At 67.7% G+C, this 20,023-nt stretch carries 23 protein-coding genes; 10 read left to right on the top strand and 13 right to left on the bottom strand.

Annotated features, from left to right (window positions below; all coding sequences use genetic code 11):
* Positions 1 to 13 precede the first annotated feature (13 nt).
* On the bottom strand, positions 14 to 2,392 hold the full coding sequence (locus CLU95_RS02205; RefSeq protein ID WP_099790006.1) for a YgiQ family radical SAM protein: 2,379 nt from the start codon (positions 2,390 to 2,392) through the stop codon (positions 14 to 16).
* A 156-nt stretch (positions 2,393 to 2,548) separates the two neighbouring features.
* Between CLU95_RS02205 and CLU95_RS02210 the strand changes: the two genes are divergently transcribed.
* The gene (locus CLU95_RS02210; RefSeq protein ID WP_373668057.1) at positions 2,549 to 3,490 is read left to right on the top strand and encodes a bifunctional helix-turn-helix transcriptional regulator/GNAT family N-acetyltransferase; all 942 of its coding nucleotides are present in this window, start codon (positions 2,549 to 2,551) and stop codon (positions 3,488 to 3,490) included.
* A 143-nt stretch (positions 3,491 to 3,633) separates the two neighbouring features.
* Here the strand turns inward: CLU95_RS02210 and CLU95_RS02215 are convergent, their stop codons facing one another.
* From CLU95_RS02215 to CLU95_RS02230, 4 genes are all read right to left on the bottom strand, one after another.
* A complete protein-coding gene (locus tag CLU95_RS02215; protein WP_099790010.1) occupies positions 3,634 to 4,416 on the bottom strand; it encodes a 3-hydroxybutyrate dehydrogenase in 783 nt (260 codons plus the stop codon).
* 58 nt (positions 4,417 to 4,474) lie between these two features.
* Positions 4,475 to 5,224 carry an acetoacetate decarboxylase gene (locus CLU95_RS02220; protein ID WP_099790012.1) on the bottom strand — a complete coding sequence of 250 codons (750 nt, stop codon included), beginning with the start codon at positions 5,222 to 5,224 and terminating at the stop codon, positions 4,475 to 4,477.
* Between the two features lie 102 nt (positions 5,225 to 5,326).
* Positions 5,327 to 6,556, bottom strand: coding sequence for a patatin-like phospholipase family protein (locus CLU95_RS02225; protein WP_099790014.1), 1,230 nt, complete (start codon positions 6,554 to 6,556; stop codon positions 5,327 to 5,329).
* A 74-nt stretch (positions 6,557 to 6,630) separates the two neighbouring features.
* Positions 6,631 to 7,083, bottom strand: coding sequence for a CHRD domain-containing protein (locus CLU95_RS02230; RefSeq protein WP_099790016.1), 453 nt, complete (start codon positions 7,081 to 7,083; stop codon positions 6,631 to 6,633).
* A gap of 106 nt (positions 7,084 to 7,189) precedes the next feature.
* Between CLU95_RS02230 and CLU95_RS02235 the strand changes: the two genes are divergently transcribed.
* Positions 7,190 to 7,744: a DUF924 family protein gene (locus tag CLU95_RS02235; RefSeq protein WP_099790018.1), complete on the top strand. Its 555-nt coding sequence runs from the start codon at positions 7,190 to 7,192 to the stop codon at positions 7,742 to 7,744.
* Here CLU95_RS02235 and CLU95_RS02240 read toward each other — a convergent pair.
* A complete protein-coding gene (locus CLU95_RS02240) occupies positions 7,741 to 8,670 on the bottom strand; it encodes a YihY/virulence factor BrkB family protein (protein WP_099790020.1) in 930 nt (309 codons plus the stop codon). The two genes, CLU95_RS02235 and CLU95_RS02240, sit on opposite strands and share 4 nt — an antisense overlap.
* Positions 8,671 to 8,716: 46 nt before the next feature.
* Between CLU95_RS02240 and CLU95_RS02245 the strand changes: the two genes are divergently transcribed.
* From CLU95_RS02245 to CLU95_RS02255, 3 genes are read left to right on the top strand one after another with little or no spacing between them, the layout of a single operon-like run.
* Complete coding sequence (locus tag CLU95_RS02245; protein ID WP_099790022.1) at positions 8,717 to 9,307, top strand: chromate transporter; 591 nt, start codon at positions 8,717 to 8,719, stop codon at positions 9,305 to 9,307.
* Complete coding sequence (locus CLU95_RS02250; RefSeq protein ID WP_099790024.1) at positions 9,304 to 9,903, top strand: chromate transporter; 600 nt, start codon at positions 9,304 to 9,306, stop codon at positions 9,901 to 9,903. Before CLU95_RS02245 ends, CLU95_RS02250 begins: the two co-directional genes overlap by 4 nt.
* Positions 9,904 to 9,949: 46 nt before the next feature.
* The gene (locus tag CLU95_RS02255) at positions 9,950 to 10,915 is read left to right on the top strand and encodes an aldo/keto reductase (RefSeq protein WP_099790026.1); all 966 of its coding nucleotides are present in this window, start codon (positions 9,950 to 9,952) and stop codon (positions 10,913 to 10,915) included.
* 7 nt (positions 10,916 to 10,922) lie between these two features.
* Here the strand turns inward: CLU95_RS02255 and CLU95_RS02260 are convergent, their stop codons facing one another.
* The gene (locus CLU95_RS02260) at positions 10,923 to 11,444 is read right to left on the bottom strand and encodes a GNAT family N-acetyltransferase (protein ID WP_099790028.1); all 522 of its coding nucleotides are present in this window, start codon (positions 11,442 to 11,444) and stop codon (positions 10,923 to 10,925) included.
* Between the two features lie 42 nt (positions 11,445 to 11,486).
* On the opposite strand from CLU95_RS02260, the gene CLU95_RS02265 reads away from it, so the two are divergent.
* The 3 genes from CLU95_RS02265 (at position 11,487) to CLU95_RS02270 (ending at position 13,695) form a co-directional block, all read left to right on the top strand.
* Positions 11,487 to 12,086 carry a helix-turn-helix domain-containing protein gene (locus tag CLU95_RS02265; protein ID WP_180288512.1) on the top strand — a complete coding sequence of 200 codons (600 nt, stop codon included), beginning with the start codon at positions 11,487 to 11,489 and terminating at the stop codon, positions 12,084 to 12,086.
* A 108-nt stretch (positions 12,087 to 12,194) separates the two neighbouring features.
* Entirely contained in the window at positions 12,195 to 12,365 is a 171-nt protein-coding gene (locus CLU95_RS30495; RefSeq protein WP_143605928.1) for a SoxR reducing system RseC family protein, read from the top strand.
* Positions 12,366 to 12,567: 202 nt separating this feature from the next.
* Positions 12,568 to 13,695, top strand: a complete 1,128-nt coding sequence (locus CLU95_RS02270) for an NAD(P)/FAD-dependent oxidoreductase (RefSeq protein WP_306512081.1) — start codon at positions 12,568 to 12,570, stop codon at positions 13,693 to 13,695.
* Between the two features lie 23 nt (positions 13,696 to 13,718).
* Here the strand turns inward: CLU95_RS02270 and rlmB are convergent, their stop codons facing one another.
* The 4 genes from rlmB to CLU95_RS02290 all read right to left on the bottom strand — a co-directional run bounded on the left by rlmB (position 13,719) and on the right by CLU95_RS02290 (position 16,798).
* The gene (gene rlmB, locus CLU95_RS02275) at positions 13,719 to 14,465 is read right to left on the bottom strand and encodes a 23S rRNA (guanosine(2251)-2'-O)-methyltransferase RlmB (protein WP_099790034.1); all 747 of its coding nucleotides are present in this window, start codon (positions 14,463 to 14,465) and stop codon (positions 13,719 to 13,721) included.
* A 33-nt stretch (positions 14,466 to 14,498) separates the two neighbouring features.
* Positions 14,499 to 15,488 carry a hypothetical protein gene (locus tag CLU95_RS02280; protein ID WP_099790036.1) on the bottom strand — a complete coding sequence of 330 codons (990 nt, stop codon included), beginning with the start codon at positions 15,486 to 15,488 and terminating at the stop codon, positions 14,499 to 14,501.
* 4 nt (positions 15,489 to 15,492) lie between these two features.
* Positions 15,493 to 16,014 (bottom strand): ribosomal protein L7/L12, encoded by a 522-nt coding sequence (locus CLU95_RS02285; protein WP_099790038.1) that lies wholly within the window; start codon positions 16,012 to 16,014, stop codon positions 15,493 to 15,495.
* Positions 16,015 to 16,075: 61 nt separating this feature from the next.
* The gene (locus CLU95_RS02290) at positions 16,076 to 16,798 is read right to left on the bottom strand and encodes an ABC transporter ATP-binding protein (protein ID WP_095947226.1); all 723 of its coding nucleotides are present in this window, start codon (positions 16,796 to 16,798) and stop codon (positions 16,076 to 16,078) included.
* Positions 16,799 to 16,834: 36 nt separating this feature from the next.
* Here CLU95_RS02290 and CLU95_RS02295 point away from each other — a divergent pair, with 36 nt between their 5' ends.
* A complete protein-coding gene (locus CLU95_RS02295; RefSeq protein ID WP_257214512.1) occupies positions 16,835 to 17,470 on the top strand; it encodes an arylesterase in 636 nt (211 codons plus the stop codon).
* A gap of 87 nt (positions 17,471 to 17,557) precedes the next feature.
* On the opposite strand, the gene CLU95_RS02300 is transcribed toward CLU95_RS02295, so the two are convergent.
* Complete coding sequence (locus CLU95_RS02300) at positions 17,558 to 17,761, bottom strand: hypothetical protein (RefSeq protein ID WP_099790040.1); 204 nt, start codon at positions 17,759 to 17,761, stop codon at positions 17,558 to 17,560.
* 104 nt (positions 17,762 to 17,865) lie between these two features.
* Positions 17,866 to 19,059 (bottom strand): PLP-dependent transferase, encoded by a 1,194-nt coding sequence (locus tag CLU95_RS02305; protein ID WP_099790042.1) that lies wholly within the window; start codon positions 19,057 to 19,059, stop codon positions 17,866 to 17,868.
* A gap of 134 nt (positions 19,060 to 19,193) precedes the next feature.
* Here CLU95_RS02305 and CLU95_RS02310 point away from each other — a divergent pair, with 134 nt between their 5' ends.
* The gene (locus tag CLU95_RS02310; protein ID WP_099790044.1) at positions 19,194 to 19,949 is read left to right on the top strand and encodes a M48 family metallopeptidase; all 756 of its coding nucleotides are present in this window, start codon (positions 19,194 to 19,196) and stop codon (positions 19,947 to 19,949) included.
* Positions 19,950 to 20,023: the final 74 nt, after the last annotated feature.

Raw genomic sequence — 20,023 nt, forward strand, 5'->3', positions numbered from 1 at the left:
CGTCTTCAACGCATCAACGCACCTTGCGTGAAGGCTTGTTGAGCGGCTTGCCACCGCTGCCGTTGTCGCGCGGCGGCAGGCCGGTGTGCTGCGTGAGGATGCGGCCCTTCGAGGGCTTCACCGGCGTCAGCCTGACCGGCGCAGCGGCCTTGGCAGCCACCGGCGCCGAGGTCGAGTTCTTGCGCCGCGCACTCGTGTAGCCGCCATCGGTCAGCGGCTGCCACGTCGGGATCAGGTGGTGCTTGCCGTTGCCGATGAGGTCGGCGCGGCCCATGCTCTTCAGGGCTTCACGCAGCAGCGGCCAGTTGTTGGCATCGTGGTAGCGCAGGAAGGCCTTGTGCAGGCGGCGGCGCTTGTCGCCGCGCACGATGTCCACCGTCTCGCTCTCGCGCGTGATCTTGCGCAGCGGGTTCTTGTTGGTGTGGTACATCGTCGTCGCGGTGGCCATCGGCGACGGATAGAAGGTCTGCACCTGGTCGGCGCGGAAGCCGTTCTTCTTGAGCCAGATCGCGAGGTTCATCATGTCCTCGTCGCTCGTGCCCGGATGCGCGGCGATGAAGTACGGAATGAGGTACTGCTTCTTGCCCGCCTCGGCCGAGTACTTCTCGAACATCTGCTTGAACTTGTCGTAGCTGCCGATGCCGGGCTTCATCATCTTCGTGAGCGGGCCCTGCTCGGTGTGCTCGGGCGCGATCTTCAGGTAGCCGCCGACGTGGTGCTGCACCAGCTCCTTCACGTACTCGGGCGACTGCACGGCCAGGTCGTAACGCAGGCCGGAACCGATGAGGATCTTCTTGATGCCCTTGAGCGCACGCGCGCGGCGGTAGATCTTGATGAGCGGGTCGTGGTTGGTGCCCAGGTTCGGGCAGATGCCCGGGTACACGCAGCTGGGCTTGCGGCACGCCGCCTCGATCGCGGGGCTCTTGCAGCCCAGGCGGTACATGTTGGCCGTGGGGCCACCGAGGTCGGAGATGGTGCCGGTGAAGCCGCTGACCGAATCACGGATGGCCTCGACCTCCTTGATGATCGATTCTTCGGAGCGGCTCTGGATGATGCGGCCTTCGTGCTCGGTGATCGAGCAGAAGGTGCAGCCGCCGAAGCAGCCGCGCATGATGTTCACGCTGAAGCGGATCATTTCCCACGCGGGAATCTTGGTCGCGCCGTCGTGGCTGCCGTTTTCGTCGGCGTAGCGCGGGTGCGGGCTGCGCGCATACGGCAGGTCGAACACGAGGTCCATCTCGGCCGTGGTGAGCGGAATGGGCGGCGGGTTGATCCACACGTCGCGCGCCGTGGCGCCCTCACCGTGCGCCTGCACGAGTGCGCGGGCGTTGCCGGGGTTGGTCTCGAGGTGCAGCACGCGGTTGGCGTGGGCGTAGAGCACCGGGTCGCTGCGCACCTGCTCGTAGGAAGGCAGGCGGATGACCGAGTGGTCGCGCGGCGGCACCTTGATCTTGGTGCGCGAAACCAGCGCGGGGTTGGGCATGAAGGTCAGCGGCTTGATCGCCGGATTGACCGCCGGCGAGCCGGCCGCTTCCGCCGCCTTGGCGACGTCTTTCGCCTCGTCTTCCTTCGCGCAGGTGGCGCCGTTGGCCTTGGCCTGGTCGGACACCATCAGGTACGGGTTGACATGCGCCTCGACGCGGCCGGGCTCATCGACGCTGGTGGAGTTGATCTCGAACCAGCCTTCGGGCGTTTCGCGCCGCACATAAGCGGTGCCGCGCACGTCGGTGATCTGCTGCACCGGCTCCTTGGCGGCCAGGCGGTGCGCGATCTCGACGATGGCGCGCTCGGCGTTGCCGTACAGCAGCAGGTCGCACTTGGCGTCGACGACGATGGAGCGGCGCACCTTGTCCGACCAGTAGTCGTAGTGCGCGATGCGACGCAGCGAACCCTCAATGCCGCCGAGGATGATCGGCACGTCGTTCCAGGCTTCCTTGCAGCGCTGCGAATACACGATGGCCGCGCGGTCGGGGCGCGAGCCGCCGATGTCGCCGGGCGTGTAGGCGTCGTCGCTGCGGATCTTCCGGTCCGCTGTATAGCGGTTGATCATCGAATCCATGTTGCCGGCGGTGACGCCGAAGAACAGGTTCGGTTTGCCCAGCGCCTTGAAGGGCTCGGCGCTCTGCCAGTCGGGCTGCGCGATGATGCCGACGCGGAAGCCCTGCGCCTCGAGCATGCGGCCGATGACCGACATGCCGAAGCTGGGGTGGTCGACGTAGGCATCGCCCGTGACCACGATGATGTCGCAGCTGTCCCAGCCGAGCGCGTCCATCTCCTTGCGCGAGGTCGGCAGGAACTTGGCCGTGCCAAAACGGGCCGCCCAGTACTTGCGGTAGCTGGTCAGCGGCTTGGCGGCACGCGCGAAAAAGGAGACGTCGACGGGGGCGTTCATCGGTGGGAGTTAACAGCGCTTCGGTGGCGCCGTGAAGGGCAACCCTTGATTTTAGGGTTTTCCATCATCCCTGTCGCCTCTGACAGGCAGTGCCCCGGGATCGGCAAGGTCGGCATTTGATTGCCAAAGTCAATCAATTAAATGACAATGGCAACCATGAACGCTTCTGCCAGCCCCGTCGACCCGTCCGCCGTCAAGGCGATCCGCCAGTTCAACCGCTTCTACACGCGCCGCATTGGCGCCCTCGACCCCTACCTGGACAGCGACCTGTCGCTGACCGATGTGCGCGTGCTCTACGAGCTGGCGCACCGCGAAACCCCGGTCGCCAGCGAGATCGGGCGCGACCTGGGTTTTGATGCCGGCTACCTCAGCCGCATCCTGCGCCGCTTCGAAACCCAGGGCTGGCTCACGCGCGAGCCGCACGCCCGCGACGCGCGCCAGAGCGTGCTGCGCCTCACCGAAGCCGGCCACGCCGCGTTTGCGCCGTTGCAACAGAAATCGCGCGACGAAGCCGCCGCCCTGCTCGCTGCGCTGCCGCCGGCGCAGCAAGACCAGCTGGTGCAGGCCATGGGCACGGTGCAGTCGCTGCTCGACCCGGCCACGCCTCCGGCCCGCACTCAGGCCGCCGTGCTGCGCGACCCGGCGCCCGGCGACATCGGCTGGGTGGTGCAGCAGCACGGCGAGCTGTATGCGCGCGAATACGGCTGGGACCACCGCTTCGAGGCGCTCGTGGCGGGCATCGCGGGGGAGTTCTTGCTCAAGTTCCAGCCCGAATGGGAGCGCTGCTGGATCGCCGAGTTGAACGGCGAACGCGTCGGCGCGATCTTCGTGGTGCGCAAGTCGGCCACCGTGGCGCAGCTGCGCATGCTGATCCTGACGCCGGCCGCGCGCGGGCTGGGCCTGGGCGGGCGCCTCGTGGACGAGTGCATCGCCTTCGCGCGCCGCAAGGGCTACAAGAAGATGACGCTGTGGACCAACACCTGCCTCACGGCCGCGCGCAGCATCTATGCCAAGCGCGGCTTCCAGCTCACGCATTCGGAGCCGCATGAAGGCTATGGCCAGCCGCAGGTCGGTGAGACCTGGGAGCTGAAGCTGTAGCACTTGCCGCCGGTCTTGCTCCTTCCCCTCCCGGGGGAAGGTTGGGATGGGGCAGCGCCCAACGAGCGCCTTGATCGGATGAAGGCCGTCGTGCCCCCACCCCGGCCCTCCCCCGGAAGGGGAGGGAGAAACTCAAATCATCGTCACTGCATGAACCAGCCGTGGCTCACCACGAGCGACTGGCCCGTCAGCGCATTCGTCGGGAACCCCGCGAACAGCAGCGCCACGCGCGCCACGTCTTCCGTGGTCGTGAACTCGCCATCCACCGTTTCCTTGAGCATCACGTTCTTGATCACCTCCTGCTCGCTGATGCCCAGCGTCTTCGCCTGCTCGGGAATCTGCTTCTCGACCAGCGGCGTGCGCACGAAGCCCGGGCAGATCACGTTGGCGCGCACGCCGTGCTTGGCGCCTTCTTTCGCAACCGTCTTGGCCAGCCCGATGAGGCCGTGCTTGGCCGTGACGTAAGGCGCCTTCAGCAGCGACGCCTCTTTGGAGTGCACCGAGCCCATGTAGATCACGCTGCCGCCGCGGCCTTGCGCGTACATGTGCTTGAGGCAAGCCTTGGTGGTGAGGAACGCACCGTCGAGGTGAATCGCGAGCATCTTCTTCCAGTCGGCGAAGCTGAACTCTTCGACCGGATGCACGATCTGGATGCCGGCGTTGCTGATGAGGATGTCGATGCCGCCGAAGGCCTTGGCGCCCTCTTCCACCGAAGCGTTGACCTGGTCTTCGTTCGTCACGTCGACCGCCACGCCGATGGCCTGCGCGCCCGTGGCCTTCAGTTCGGCGGCGGTGGCGTCGGCCGCTTCCTTGTTGAGGTCGGCAATGATGATCTTCGCGCCTTCCTGCGCGAAGAGGATGGCGATTTCCTTGCCGATGCCGCTGGCCGAGCCAGTGATGTAGGCGACCTTGTCCTTGAGTTGCATGGTGAATGTTCCTTGAGGGTTGGAATGAAAAGAAGACAGCAAAAAACGTGCGGGGACGTCAGGCGAGGTAGTCGTGCTCGACCGTACCGAGCGCGAGCGTCATGTCTGCGATGTAGTGCACCGCCGATTCGACCTTCAGCACCGGCAGATCGGCCACCGGCGCCAGCGCATGCGGATGCAGCTCGAGCGAAGCCGGCGCGGTCCATGCGCCGTGCAGCGTCACGTCGACCATGTGATAGCGCACCAGCTCGCAGATGCGGGCCGTGCCATCGACGTGCGGAATGATCTTGAGCAGGAAGTTGGGCTGCGCGATGCCCGCAAGGATCGGCGCGGGGTCGAGCGCGCGGTGCTTGAAGCCCATCGTGGCCTTGGCCACGCGCACCTTGCCGTAGTCGAGCGTGCCGACGACCACGTCTGTCTCGTAGTCGAGCACCGGCGAGGCGAGCTTCTTCGGAAAGCCCCACAACTCGCGGCCACCGGCAATCGGCGGATGGTCGTTGAGGTACATCGCGTGCACGTACGCGCCCTTCTCCACGCCCTGGGCCGTGCGCAGTTGCACCGGAATGACCTGCCCCGACTCGGTGTAGTCGCCGAAGCCGGTGGAGTCGGGCATGCGGATGAATTCGTACTTGACCAGCGGCTCGACCACTTCGAGCGGCTCGGGCACCACGGCACGCAGCGCGTCCATGTCGGTGCGGTAGGTGACGATAAGAAATTCGCGACGCGTGAAGCGGTAAGGCCCGGGCGGAAACGCCGGGCTGGTCAACGGCATGGCGAAAGCCGTTCGTCGCACATCTTCAATGTTCATGAAAACATTTCCTCCTGTTGAAGTGACGACCCAGTCTGGCGCTGGTTTCTTAGCCCAAGCTGAATGGCCACCGCTCGCGACAAGCGGCGCTAGTTGCGACGTTCAGCGAGACAGCCCCGGCCGCTTGATGCGCCCGGTGCCCGGCTCGCCGAGGTCGAAGGTGGTCACGCCGTTCACCGTGGCGTCGGCGCGCAGCGTCTCGGGGTGCGAGAGCGTCTTGCCCATGTCGCGCACGCCCGACTCCCAGTGCTCTTCGACCGCGGCGCGCGAGAACTCGTAGTCCTTCGACTCGAGCTCGTACGACTTGTCGCGGTAGATCAGGTGAAAGATGTCGATCGGCTCGTGCGTGAGCTGCGCCTGCACCTCGACCACGCTCGGGTCGTTGCGCAGGCCGGCCGGCAGCTTGGCGATCAGGTCGGCAATGGCCTGCTGCAGGTTCATGTTGGCCGCGAGCGCATCGGTGTTCATGCGCGTGCGGCTCGAGTAGGTGATGTCCTTCTGGCGCTCCATCACGCCTGACAGCGTGTGCGGCATCTCGCCGCGCGCGTTGAACAGGTCGACCTGCAGCACCACCAGCGCCTCGGAACGCGGATGCGTGTCGAGCACGTACTGCAGCGGCGTGTTCGACACGATGCCGCCGTCCCAGTAGTCGTCGCCGTCGATGTGCACCGGCGCAAAGCCCGGCGGCAGCGCGCCGCTGGCCATGATGTGCTCGGGGCCGATGCGCTGGCGCGTGTTGTCGAAGTACACCGAGTTGCCCGTGCGCACATTCACGGCGCCCACGCTGAAGCGCGCCTCGCAGGCGTTGATGCGGTCGAAGTCGATGAGCCGCTCCAGCGTGGCCTTGAGCGGCGAGGTGTCGTAGTAGCTCAGGAGCGGCGCAGCACCGCCCATCAGCAAGGCCGGTGAATAGCGCGGCTCGAAGAAGCCCGGAATGCCAACCAGCGAGGCCATGGTGGCGCTCCACTGGTTCTGTGTGGCGCGGTCGCCGAGCCATGACGGCAGGCGCTGCGCCGGCCCCGAAGACACCAGATGCCAGAACTCGCGCAGCCGGTCGACCCGCTGTGCGGGCGCGTTGCCAGCAATGAGTGCGGCGTTGATGGCGCCGATCGACACGCCCGCGATCCAGTGCGGCTGCAGCTCGGTCTCGCTGAGCGCGGCGTACACGCCCGCCTGGTAGGCCCCGAGCGCACCGCCGCCCTGCAGCACCAGCGCCTTGCGGGCGACGCGCATGTCGTCGCGGCGGGCGATGAACGGATGGGGGGGTGCAGCGTGAGAAGAAGAGGCAGCAGCAGCGGCGGCGCGAGGCTTTTTCTTGGGTGTCGTCGTCATGCGGTCATTGGACACCAGCCTTGCGACAGCTACCTGACCTGGGGCCTTTTCGCCGCTTCAGCTCCGGACGAATCTCACATCTTCGGCAGCATCTGCCCGCGGATCTCGCCGCCCGGGTTGGCGGCCGTGTGGATGTTGGCGTACCACTTGCCGGCCACGAGATCGGCCGCCTGCGCCGGCGTGAGCGTGGCCTGGCCCTCGATCGGGCTGGCCGCACTCGCGAAGGGCAGCACCACGCCGGCATTCGCACCCGCCGCGGCAGGGCCGTGGAAGTGGGCCGCCGTGGCCGGGCCGCTCAGGCCGTCGTAGACGATCTTGTACTTGAGCACGTTGGTGTCGCGGTTGAGCCAGGCCTCGGCCATGCCGCTGCCGCGCGTCATGTTGGGCGGCACTTCGCTGGCCGCGTTCATCGCGCCGCTGAAATTCGCGACGTTCGATTTCGACATCATTCCGCAGCCGGCCAGCGCGACGGCAGCCAGGCCGGCGACGAGGGTGGTGCGCCAGAGTGTGCGAGTGCTGTTGTTCATGGTCGTTGTCTCCTGAGGATGTAAAACATTCAGCATAGGCAGACACCGCCTGCGGCCTTGTCGGCCAGCACGCCTTCTTCGAACGCCTCTGCAAGAGAATGCAACGATGATTTCCGACGACACACTCCCCTCTGCACACGACGTGGTCGCCTTCTGGCGCGATGCCGGACCCGAGCGCTGGTTCGCGAAGAGCGATGCCTTCGATGCCGCATGCATCGACCGGCTGGCCGCCGCCCACCAGGCCGCGGCCAGTGGCCGGCTCGACCACTGGGCCGGCACCGGCGAAGGTGCCTTGGCGCTGCTCGTGCTGCTCGACCAGTTCCCGCGCAACGCCTGGCGCCAGAACCCGCACATGCTCGCCACCGACGGCCTCGCGCTGGCCGTGGCGCGCCGCGCCGTCGAGGCCGGCTTCGACCAGCAGGCCGACGCTCTGATGCAGCGCTTCTTCTACCTGCCCTTCATGCACTCGGAAGTGCTGGCCGAGCAGGAACGTTCGGTCGAACTCAACGCCACGCAGGACGCCAACACGCAGCGCTTTGCGGTGCTGCACCGCGACATCGTGGCGCGCTTCGGACGCTTTCCGCACCGCAACCGGATGCTAGGGCGCACGTCCACGCAGGAAGAGCAGAAGTTTCTCGACGACGGCGGTTTCGCAGGCTAAGCCGCATCGACGTGCGCGGGCAGCGGCACGTCGCGCGTCGGCGACGCGTGGCCTGCCGGCTCGGCCAGGGTGTCTTTCATCGAGCCGTAGGTGCGCGCATAGACCCAGGTGAACTCGGCGCCCAGCAGGAAGATCTGCGCCGAGTAGTACACCCACACCAGCACCACCACCAGCGAGCCGGCCGCGCCGTAGCCCGAGGCCACGCTGCTCTTGCCGATGTACAGGCCGATGAGGTGCTTGCCCACGGTGAACAGCAGCGCCGTCACCGCCGCGCCCACCCACACGTCGCGCCACTGCACCTTGGCGCGCGGCATGATCTTGTAGATCATTGCGAAGATCACCGTGACCATCGCGAAGCTGAAGACGAAGTTCACCACCTGCGCCAGCGTGGCCCAGGCACCGAACACCGGCGACCACCACTTGCCCAGCGCCGCCAGTGCTGCACTCGCCACCAGCGACACCATCAGCAGGAAGCCGATGCCCATGATCATGCTGAACGACAGCAGGCGCACGCGCAGCATGTTGAAGACACCCTTGTTGCGGGTGCGTGCGGGGGCGCGCCAGATGCGGTCGAGTGCGTCCTGCAGCTCGCCGAAGACGGTGGTCGCACCCACGATCAGCAGCGCGATGCCGACCACCGTGGCCACGATGCCCTCGGCCGGCTTGTTGACCGCCTTCAGCATGCCCTGCACGGCCGCCGCGCCCTGCTCGCCCATGAGGCCCGAGAGCTGCGCGAAGATTTCACCGCGCGCGGCCTCCTGCCCGAAGACGAGGCCGGCCACCGCGATCACGATCAGCAGCAGCGGCGCAATCGAGAACACCGTGTAGTAGGCCAGCGCGGCGCCCATGCTCGGTGCGTAGTCGTTGGACCAGGAAGCGAAGGCGCGCCGGCAGAGATCGAAGAGTGCGCGAAGTTGCATGAGCATGGCGTCGGGTCCCGGTGAAGCAGTGCGCCTACGATAATCGTTCCACATGCATCCGTCCGCACCCGCCGCGGCATCGCCGCCCGACCACCCCCAGCCCGCGTCGCCACGCGATCTTTTTGTTTCATTCACCTGGCTCGCGCTGCAGGGCTTCGGTGGCGTCCTCGCCATCGTCCAGCGCGAGATGGTCGAAAAGAAGAAGTGGCTCACGCCCGACCAGTTCCTCGAGGACTGGGCCGTGGCCCAGGTGATGCCGGGGCCGAACGTGATCAACCTCGCGCTGATGATCGGCGACCGCTACTTCGGCCTGCGCGGCGCGATTGCCGCGGTGGCGGGCATGCTCACCGTGCCGCTCTTCGTGATCCTCGCACTGGCCGTGCTCTATGCGCACTACGCCGCCAACCCGCAGGTGGCGGCCGCGCTGCGCGGCATGGGCGCGGTGTCGGGCGGACTGATCGCCGCCACGGGCATCAAGCTGATTCCGCAGCTGCGCAAGCATCCGCTGGGCTTTGCGACCTGCCTGGTGTTCGTGGCGCTGGTGTTCGCGGCCATCGCGCTCCTGAAGATCCCACTGGGGTGGGTGCTGCTGGCCGTGGGCGGCGTGGCCTGCGTGTGGACCTGGAAGAAGATTTCCCCATGACCATCGCGATGCAATGGCACGACTGGCTGGCGCTGTTCGGCCAGTACCTGCTGCTGTCGCTGCTGTCGATCAGCGGCGCGATCACCACGGTGCCCGACATGCACCGCTACCTCGTGGCGCAGCACGGCTGGCTCACCGAGGCGCAGTTCACTTCCTCGGTCGCCATCGCCCAGGCCGCGCCAGGACCCAACGTGCTGTTCGTCGCGCTGATGGGCTGGAACGTCGGGCTCAACGCGGGCGGCGGCATCGGCGCCGGCCCGATGGCCTGGCTGCTCGGCTTCTTCGGCCTGATGGTCACCATGGTCGGCATCATGCTGCCGAGCACCACCCTCACCTACGTCGCCACGCGCTGGGGCCACCGCAACCGCACGCGCCGCGAAGTGCGCGCCTTCAAGCAGGGCATGGCGCCCGTGGTGGTCGGCCTGCTCATCGCCACCGGCTGGGTGCTGGCCGGCGGCAACCAGTCGACCGGCGTGCCGGCCTGGCACCTGTGGCTGCTCAGCGGCGTGGCCGCGCTGGTGGTCTGGCGCACGCGCATCCATTTGCTGTGGCTGCTGGCCTGCGGCGCGGCGCTGGGCGCGGTAGGCTTCGTCTGAGCACCTTTCCTTTCTACACACTTTTTTCTTTCAGGAGCCCTCTGCCATGTCGCAACTTCGTCCGCTCGGCCGTTCCAGCCTTCGGGTGTCTCCCCTCGCCTTCGGTGGCAACGTGTTCGGCTGGACCGTCGACGAGGCGGCCTCGTTCAAGCTGCTCGACGCCTGGCTCGACGCCGGCTTCAACTTCGTCGACACCGCCGACGTCTACTCGGCCTGGGTGCCGGGCCATGTGGGCGGCGAATCCGAGACGATCATCGGCAAGTGGCTCAAGCAGAGCGGCAAGCGCAACCGCGTGGTGCTGGCCACCAAGGTCGGCAAGCCGATGGGCGAAGACAAGGTGGGCCTGTCGCCCAAATACATCCGCGAGGCCGTCGAAGCCTCGCTGAAGCGCCTGCAGACCGACTACATCGACCTGTACCAGTCGCACGACGACGACGCCAACACGCCGCTCGAAGACACGCTGGGCACCTTCGACGCGCTCATCAAGGAGGGCAAGGTGCGCGCCATCGGCGCCTCGAACTACACGGCGCCGCGGCTGGCCGAGGCGCTCGACGTGTCGGAACGCCTGGGCATTGCGCGCTACGAGAGCCTGCAGCCGCTGTACAACCTGTACGACCGCGCGGTGTTCGAAGACGAACTCGAGCCGCTGTGCGTCAAGCGCGAAGTAGGCGTGATCAACTTCTACGCGCTGGCGGCGGGTTTTCTCACCGGCAAGTACCGCACCGAGGCCGATGCGGCCAAGAGCGCGCGCGGCGCCAACACCACCAAGAAGTACCTGAACCCGCGCGGCCTGCGCATCCTGGATGCGCTCGACAAGGTGGCCCAGCAGTACAACGCCAAGCCCGGCCAAGTCGCCATTGCGTGGCAGATCGCACGGCCCGGCGTGACGGCGCCCATCGCCAGCGCCACCTCGCTGGCGCAGCTCGAAGAGCTGGTGGTGGCCACGCAGCTCAAGCTGGACGCGGGCACCATCGGCATGCTCGACCGGGCCAGCGCCGAGACGCCGGCCTGAGCCTCGGTCAGCCGTCGACCGGGTTCAACGGCGTCGCCAGAATCCGCTGGTAGAACGCCACGTCGAGCCAGCGGCCGAACTTGAAACCGGCCTGCTGCACGGTGCCTGAGTGCGTGAAGCCCAGGCGCTCGTGCAGCGCGATGCTGCCTGCGTTCGACGCATCGATGGCGCCGACCATCACATGCACCTCGCGCGCGATCGCCTCGGCCACGATCGCCTCCACCAGCGTGCGGCCCAGGCCCTCTCCGCGGTGTGCGGCATCGACGTACACCGAGTGCTCCACCGTGTACTTGTAGGCCGGAAAGGCGCGAAAGCTGCCGTAGCTCGCGAAGCCCAGCAGCTTGCCGTTGTCGTCTTCCGCACCGATCACCGGGAACCCGTTGGCGCGCTTGGTGGCGAACCACGTCACCATGTTCTCGGGCGTGCGCGGCTTGTAGTCGTACAGCGCGGTCGAGTTGACGATGGCCTCGTTCAGGATCGCCAGGATGGCGCCTGAATGGGCTTCTTCGGTACAGGCGATGAGACGCATGGTGTTTCTCTGTCGTTCAATATAAGAGAATAATAATCTCATATGGGAAACACTTCACCCTCCACCCGCTCGATGGCCCCGGCCGACGGCCACATCAACGCGCTCATCGCCACCCGACTGCTGGCGCTGCGCCAGGCCCAGGGGCTCAGCCTTGCCGATCTGGCTGGGTTGTCGGGCGTGAGCAGGGCGATGATCTCCAAGGTCGAGCGCGCGCAGAGCAGCCCGACGGCCGTGCTGCTGGGAAAGCTCGCCGCCGGCCTCGGGGTCTCGCTGGCGCAGCTTCTCACCGAGGACAAGGCGCAGCCGCAGCGGTTGCGCAAACGAGCCGCGCAAGAAGTCTGGCGCGACCCCGAAGCCGGTTACCTGCGCCGTCAGGTCGCAGAGCGTGGCGCAGGCAGCGGCGTGGAGCTGGTCGAGGTCGAGCTGCCGCGCGCCGCGCAGGTCGGCTATCCGCGATGGAGCGGCACGCCGTACCGGCAGAGCCTCTGGATGCTCGAAGGCGCGCTGCAGGTCGACTACGGCGACGAGCGCTTCGAACTCGCCCCGGGCGACTGCCTCGACTTCGGCGTGGACCGGCCGCTGGTCTTCAAGGCGCTGGGGCCCAGCGCCTGCCGCTACCTGCTGGTCGCCGTCCCGGAGTGACAGTACCCGCGCGGTAGGCTAGCTCCCACACGCAGAGACGGTTCAGGCCGGTCCGGGCAGCGGGGTGCGTCGGGATACTGCAAGGCATCTCAGCTACGGAGCCCCACGATGTCCTTTGCGCTTTACATGATCGGCTTTCTGATCTTCCTGGCCGGGGTCGCCTGGGGCGCCTCGGTGGCCGGCGTGCCCACGCTCTACATCGGCATCGGTGCGCTGATCCTGCTGGGCATCGGCATCTTCAGCGCGGTGGGTCGCACGCGCAGCAAAGACCCCTCCTGAGTGAGCCTGCCGGCTTCACAGATCAGTTCACACAGGCTTCACGCCCGGCGCACATGGCGTCGCTAACTTCGCAGGCGCACCACACCCCGTGGTGCGCATTGCAAGTCAGCCTCTCATGCACGTCGCTTCTTCCTGTCCCTTTTCCCTTCGCACCTCAGCCTCTCCTGCGTCGTCAGCCGCGCCCTGCCCCGCGCCGGCTTTCGTGGCCGACCCCGGTCTGGCCTGCACCCAGGTCGACCTGCTCGTCATCGGCGCGAGCTTCGCCGGACTGGCCTGCGCACGCGCCGCCGCCAAGGCCGGCCTCAGCGTGATGGTGCTCGAAAAGAAAACCGCCGCCGGCGCCAAGCTGCACACCACCGGGATCATCGTCAAGGACGCGGTCGACAGCGTGCCCTGGCTGGCCGAAGTGCCACCCGCGCTGGTGCGTCGCATCGAAGGCGTGCGGCTGTACGCGCCCGACATGCACCACGTCGACCTGCACGCGCCCGGCTACTGGTTCTGGGCCACCGACGCGCCCGCGCTGCTCGACTGGATGGTGGACTCCACCCGGGCCTGCGGCGTCGAGGTGCGACTGGGCACGCTGTTCGAACAGGCGCTATGGGTGAACGGCCGCTGGGAGGTGCCGGTGGCGCAGGGCCCGTGCATCCGCGCGACCTACCTCGTCGGTGCCGACGGCCCGCATTCGCGCGTCGCCAAGGCCCTGGGCCTGTCGCGCAACACGCGCTTTCTCTACGGCGTGGAGCACGAGTACCAGGGTGCGCGCATGGCGCCCGACCTGCTGCACTGCTTCATCGACAAACAGCTCGCGCCGGGCTACATCGGCTGGGCGCTCGAGGGCGTCGGCGTGAGCCAGATCGGCCTGGCGCGCCGCATGGGGCGCCACGACACAGGCGCGCTGCGGCTCGACCCGCTGCTGCGCAAGATCGCTCCCGTGGTGTCGCCCGGCGACGCACCACCGGTCGCCGTGCGCGCCGGGATGATTCCCTGCGGCGGCGTGCTGCCCGTGGTGGCCCGCGAACGGGCGCTGCTGGTGGGCGATGCGGCGGGCATGGTGTCGCCCGTGACGGCCGGCGGCATCCACACGGCACTGCAGCACGGCGAGCGCGCCGGCGAGGCCGTGGCGCGCTTCGTGCGCGGCGAGGTGGACGACCCCGCCACGTGGTTCGTGCGCGGCTACCCGCGTTTCCTGATGAAGCGCACGCTGCGCTGGGCCTTCGACCACTTCCAGAGCGACTGGATGTTCAACCGCCTGCTGGGCACGGCCCCGATGCGGCGTGCGGCGGAGCTGGTGTACTTCCACCGCAAGGGCAGCGGGCCGGTGACCCGCTAGCCCGCTAACCCGTCAGGCGATGCTCAGAGGCCGCGCTGGCGCATCGCCTCGTAAAGGCACACGCCGCTGGCCACCGACACGTTCAGGCTCTCCACCGCGCCGGCCATGGGGATGCTCACCAGCTCGTCGCAGGTCTTGCGCGTGAGCTGGCGCATGCCGTCGCCCTCGGCGCCCAGCACCAGCGCCAGCGGGCGCTTGAAGTCGCTCTGGTAGATGGTGCCCGGCGCGTCGTCGCTGGTGCCCACGCACCAGATGCTGCGCTCCTTGAGCTCGTTCATCGTGCGCGCCAGATTGGTCACCATGAAGTACGGCACGGTCTCGGCCGCGCCGCTCGCCACCTTGGCGACGGTGGCGTTGATGCCGGCCGCATGGTCCTTGGGCGCGATCACCGCATGGGCGCCCGCGCCGTCGGCCACGCGCAGGCAGGCGCCGAGGTTGTGCGGATCGGTCACGCCGTCGAGCACCAGCAGCAGCGGCACGGTGCCGGCCTCTTCGAGGCCTTCGAGCAGCTCGTCGAGCGAATGGATTTGCGCGGCGGGCTCGACCCGCGCGACCACGCCCTGGTGGCCGTGGCTGCCGCTGAGCTTGGACAGCCGCAGGCCGTCGGCCTCGACCAGCCGCACGCCGGCTTCTTGCGCACGCGCAATGAACTGTTTCATGCGCGCATCGCGCCGGCTGGCGTCGAACATCACTTCGAGCACCGATTTCGGCGCGGTCTTGATGCGCACGCCCACGGCATGGAAGCCGAAGATCACTTTAGGGGAAGACATGCCTCGATTATCGAGGGCGCGGCGCCCTCGCCCTCAGGCCAGCGGCAAACCGCTGTTCGCGCGGGTGCGTTCGTCGTGCAGTTCCTGCACCACCAGGGCGTTCATGTGCACCTTCAGCGTGTTGCCCACGCTCCCCAGGTACTGGCAGGCGGCGTACCCTTCGGCGGCCTTTTCGTAGCGTGCCACCCAGGCGTCGCGTGCCGGCAGCCGGTCGGGCGACACCGGCCAGACGCCCGGGCGCGGCCGCAGGTGCTCGCCGATGCCCACGCGCCAGGGCTTGGCGCTCAGGCGGGCGCGAAAGCAGTTCTGGTTGCGGCACATGCGCGCGTAGACCTTGTCCGCGCCCAGCGTCTGGAACGCGTCGGTCACGGCGGCGTCGGACGGCGCGAAGACGTCGTGCATGGCCAGCACGCGCAGGCCGGCCGGCGTGCGGTACAGGCGCAAGTGCCAGTCGGGATGCTGGTGAATGAAGCGCTCGACACGCGCCCGCGCGCCCGCCAGCGGGTCGCTCTTGTCCTCGACCGCGGGCAGACCCTCTTTGTGAGCACGCCAGAAGCCGAAAGCCGCCACCAGCATGAAGGCGGCCACGCCGGCCATTGCCGAGCGCGTGGCATAGCCCGCGACCAGCGCACCGATGAACGCTGCGCCGATCACCGTCAACCCGCGTGCGCTGCCGCGTGAGCCTGGGCCCTCGAAGTCGACATCGACGAACAGCACGTCGGGCGTGTTGAGGCAGCGTGCGCCGTAGCCGTTGCGGGTGACGACGGTGTCGCCCTGGCGTTCAACGATCTCCTCGCGGATCGGCATGCCCTCGGCGCCGTTGTAGGCCAGCTTGCGTTCGCGGCGCTCCAGCTTTTCGCCGCCCACCACGATGCGGTCATAGGCCTCGCGGGTGCGCTGGTCGGCATGGGCCTGCGCGGCGAGCGGGCTGTCATCGGACCAGCCGAAACGGCGCACGGTGACCTGCCGGCCGGCCACGCGTTCCTGGATGCGGCCTTCGGCCCAGAACTGGGGAACGATCACGCGCTCAGGCGCCCTTGAAATACGACCACGCCGCGGCCACGATCAGCAGCACGACGATCACCGGCAGCCACTTGAAGCCACCGCCCGACACCCGGCCCGGCTCGGCCATCGGGTTCACCGCCGCGCTCGACGGCAGGTGCCCGAAGTCGCCGGCGGCGGGGTTCTGGTGCGCCTCGACCAATTGCTTGGCCTCGGCCAGGCCCAGGCCCGTGGCCTCGCGCGTGAGGCGCACGGCCTCGACCTTCTGGCCCCGCGCCAGCGCCGCGAGCGCGGCGGCAGGTACGGCGGCGGGGCCGTTGCCCTGCATGCCGCTGCCGGTCTCGGTGGCAGCCTCGCCCCGGCCCCAGTCGCCTTCCTGCCAGTCCGCCGGCGCGCCAGTAGCGACCGCGCCACTATTGGCGTAGCGCTCGACGGCCTCCTTGGACGACTTGAGGTCCATGCCGGTTCGGTCGCGCACGATCTTGATGGCCTCGATCAGGTTGCCGCGTTCGAGGGCGGCAATGGCTTCGGGGGGAAGCTGGGTCATGAACTCTCCTCTGTGTTCAGGGGGGAGCGCCGCGGGAGCCGGGCGCTGTCTTTCTGCGGGCTCAGGCGGCCTGGGCGACGGTCGATTCTGGCGTTTTTTCATTGAGCGCCACGCGCCCGGCCTCGATGGTGATGCGCCGCTCGCACTGCGAGGCGATGCCGCGGTCGTGCGTGACCAGCACCAGCGTGGTTCCCAGTTCGCGGTTCAGGTCGAACATCAGCTTCATGACCTGCTCGCCGGTGGCGAAGTCGAGGCTGCCGGTGGGCTCGTCGGCCAGCAGCAGGGCCGGCTGGACCACGAAGGCCCGCGCCAGCGCCACGCGTTGCTGTTCGCCGCCCGACAGCACCTTGGGGTAGTGGCCCAGGCGCTGGCCCAGGCCGACGCGGCCCAGCATCTCGGTGGCGGCCTTGCGCGCGTCCTTGCGGTTGGCCAGCTCCAGCGGCAGCATGACGTTCTCGAGGGCGCTCAGGTTGCCCAGCAGCTGGAAGCTCTGGAACACGAAGCCCACACGCTGGGCGCGCAGCGCGGCGCGCTCGTCTTCGTCGATGGCGAAGATGTCGTCGCCCGCGAGCTTCACGGTGCCGCGCGTGGGCGTGTCCAGCCCGGCAATGATCGACAGCAAGGTGCTCTTGCCGGAGCCCGAGGCGCCGACGATGGCGGCGGTTTCCCGCGCGCCCAGGGTGAAATGGATGTCCTGCAGAATGTCCAGCGTGCCGGCCGAGTCGGTGACGGACTTGAAGACATGCTCGACGGCGACAATGGCATCAGACGGGGGTTGGGACATGAAAGGCTTTTCGTTTTGAATCGACGTGACTTTATCTTGACCACCGCCGCGCTCGGCAGTGCGGGGGCATGGACGGGTGCTGCGGCCCAGGCACAGGCGGCATCGGCCGGCAAGCCGGTGATCCTCGTGCTCGGTGATTCGCTGAGCGCAGAGTACGGCCTCAAGCGCGGCGAAGGCTGGGTACCCTTGCTGGAAAAAAGGCTTGCGCAGCAGAAGATCGCGGCCTCGGTGGTCAACGCCAGCATCAGCGGCGACACCAGCTCCGGCGGACGCGCCCGCTTCCCGGCCCTGCTGACGCAGCACAGGCCCAGCCACGTGGTGCTGGAGCTGGGCGCCAACGACGCCCTGCGCGGCCTGCCGCTCTCGAACACCGAAGACAACCTGCTGCAGATCACCAAGGCCGCGCAGGCCGCGGGCGCCCGGGTGCTGATCGTCGGCATCCAGGTGCCGCCGAACTACGGCGGCGACTACACGCGGCGCTTCGAGGCGGTGTTCGCGAAGGTGGCGGGCACGACGAAGTCGGCGCTGGTGCCGTTTCTGCTCAAGGGCGTGGCCGATGCGCCCGACGCCATGACGCTGTTCCAGTCCGACCGCATCCATCCGACCGCCGCGGCGCAGCCGCAGATCCTGGACAACGTCTGGCCGGAGCTGCGCAAGCTGCTGCCCAAATAACGCGCCCTCGCGCGACCAAAGAAAAAGCCGCAGCAGGCCTTCGCCTGCTGCGGCTTTTCTATGTCCGGGGGTACGGGAAACGGGCAATCACCCGTTCTTGGTCGGCAACTCGGGCGCCGTGGGGGGATCGCGTTCGAGCGAGGCCACGTCGGTTTCCGGATCTCCGGGAGCCAGCCCGTCGCTGCTCGGGCTGAGCTTGCGGTTCGCCTTCTCCCGAAGCTTTTCTTCCTTCTTCTTCTTCTTGGCCAGCTCTTTCTGGCGCTTCTCGTAGCCGTAATTGGGTGTTGCCACTGCTTTTCCTTCAGGCGAGGCAGTCAGGGTGACTGCGATTCGGCCTACTGTAAGCGATAACGGTGCACTCCCAGCCCGGCGGCGGCCCGGGCCTGGCGCTTTGCTTACATCTGCAGCAACGCCTGTTGCAGGTCGGCACGCAGATCGTCCACGTCTTCCAGGCCGACCGAAAAACGCACCAGCGTGCCCTTGTACGGCCAGCGGGCGACGCCGGCGTCGCGCATCAAACCGATGTCGTAGGGCACCACGAGGCTGATCGGGCCGCCCCATGAATAGCCGAGGCGGAAGAGCTTCAGGCTGTCGCAGAAGCGGTCGACCTGCTCGGTGCTGAAGCGCTCGTCGAACACCACCGAGAACAGGCCTGCGGCGAGGTCGGTGGCGCCGCACAGCGCGCGCCAGTTGGCATGGCCCGGCGAGTCTTCGAGCGCGGGGTGCAGCACCTGAGCGATCTCTTCGCAGCCGTTGAGCCAGCCGGCCAGCTCGCGCGCCGCACGGTCGTGTGCGCCGTAGCGCAGCGCCATGCTCGGCAGCGAACGCAGCAGCGTTTCGACGTCGCCCACGCCGATGCCGAAGCCCGTGCGCATGTGGGTGAGCTTGAGCGCGCGGTGCAGGCGCTCGTCGCGCGTGACGACGCTGCCCATGAGCACGTCGCCGCCGCCGCTCGGGTACTTGGTGAGCGCGTGCACCGACACATCGGCGCCCTGCCCCGTGCCGTTGAAATCGAAGGGCGCGAAGGCCAGGCCCGCACCCCAGGTGTTGTCGAGTGCGGTCATCACGCCGCGTTCACGGCAGACGTCGGCCAGCGCCGGCAGGTTGGGAAACTCCATCGTCACCGAGCCGGCCGCTTCGAGCCACACCAACCGCGTGCGGTGCGAGAGCTTGGCTTCCAGGTCGGACGGATTCATCGCGTCGTACAAACGATGCGTGATGCCGAAGTTTGCGAGCTCGCCGGTGGCCAGCGCCTTGGTGGGGCCGTAAGCGTTGTCGGGAATGAGCACCTCATCGCCGGTTTTCAGGAACGCGAACGAGACCAGCGAGATAGCAGCCAGCCCGCTCGGCACCAGCAGGCATTCGGTGCCGCCTTCGAGCGTGGCCAGGCGTTCTTCGAGCGTGAAGGTGGTGGGCGTGCCGTGCAGGCCGTAGGTGTAGCCGGCCTTGGTCTTCCAGTCGCGCGCGCGCATGGCGGCGACGTCGGCGAAGAACACGGTCGAGGCCTTGAACACGCCGGGCTGCGGCGCGGCGAAAGTGGCCGGCGGCGTGTAGGGATGGTGGATCAGGGTCGTGGAAGGCTTGCTCATGTGCCGATGCTAGCGCCCCGCGAGGAACCCTCAACGGCCGTGACATTCTCCGTGCGATGTCGACGGCCTTGACCGGATCGATGCTGCATTGCGGATAGAGTTGCCCCTCCGAAAATAAAGGGAGGATTTTCTCGATGCGTCATCTGCTCATCACCATCACGGCCGCTGCGGCCCTGTCCGCTTGCGGCGGCCTGAAGAACCTGGATTCGAACGCGCTCGCGGGCGCCGGCGGCACCGCCTTCAAGGCCATGTCGCTCACCGACGGCGACGTGCAGGCACTGGCCAACCAGTCGTGTGCCGAGCTCGACAAAAGCTCCAAGGTCGCGGCACCTGCCGATGCGTACAGCAAGCGCCTGGAGCGCGTACGCCAGGGCCTGCCCACCACCATCGGCGGCCAGCCCGCCAGCTACAAGGTCTACCTCACGAAGGACGTGAACGCCTGGGCCATGGGCAACGGCTGCATCCGCGTCTACAGCGGCCTCATGGACCTCATGAACGACGACGAACTGCGCGGCATCATCGGCCACGAAATCGGCCACGTCGCCCTGGGCCACAGCAAGAAGGCCATGCAGACCGCCTACGCCGTGTCGGCCGCGCGCGGCATCGCCGGCGCCACCGGCAATGCGGCGATCACGCAGCTGTCGTCTTCGCAGATCGGCGACTTCGCCGAGAAGCTGGTCAACGCGCAGTTCTCGCAATCGCAGGAAACCGACTCGGACAACTACGCCTTCGACCTGCTGACCACGCAGAAGCTCAAGCGCGAAGGCCTCGTCACCGCGTTCCAGAAGCTGGCCAAGCTCGACGGCGGCAAGAGCTCGATGCTCAGCTCGCACCCGGCCTCCGGCGATCGCGCAGCCAACATCCAGAAGCGCCTCGCCACGAGCAAGTAAGCAGCCTGGGCCGGAGCGGGCCTCTCGGCGCACAATGCGCCGATGGTCACCCGCCCGCCCCTTCCGGGGCCCGT

It is taken from the genome of Variovorax sp. 54 (assembly GCF_002754375.1).
Taxonomy (GTDB): Bacteria; Pseudomonadota; Gammaproteobacteria; order Burkholderiales; family Burkholderiaceae_C; genus Variovorax.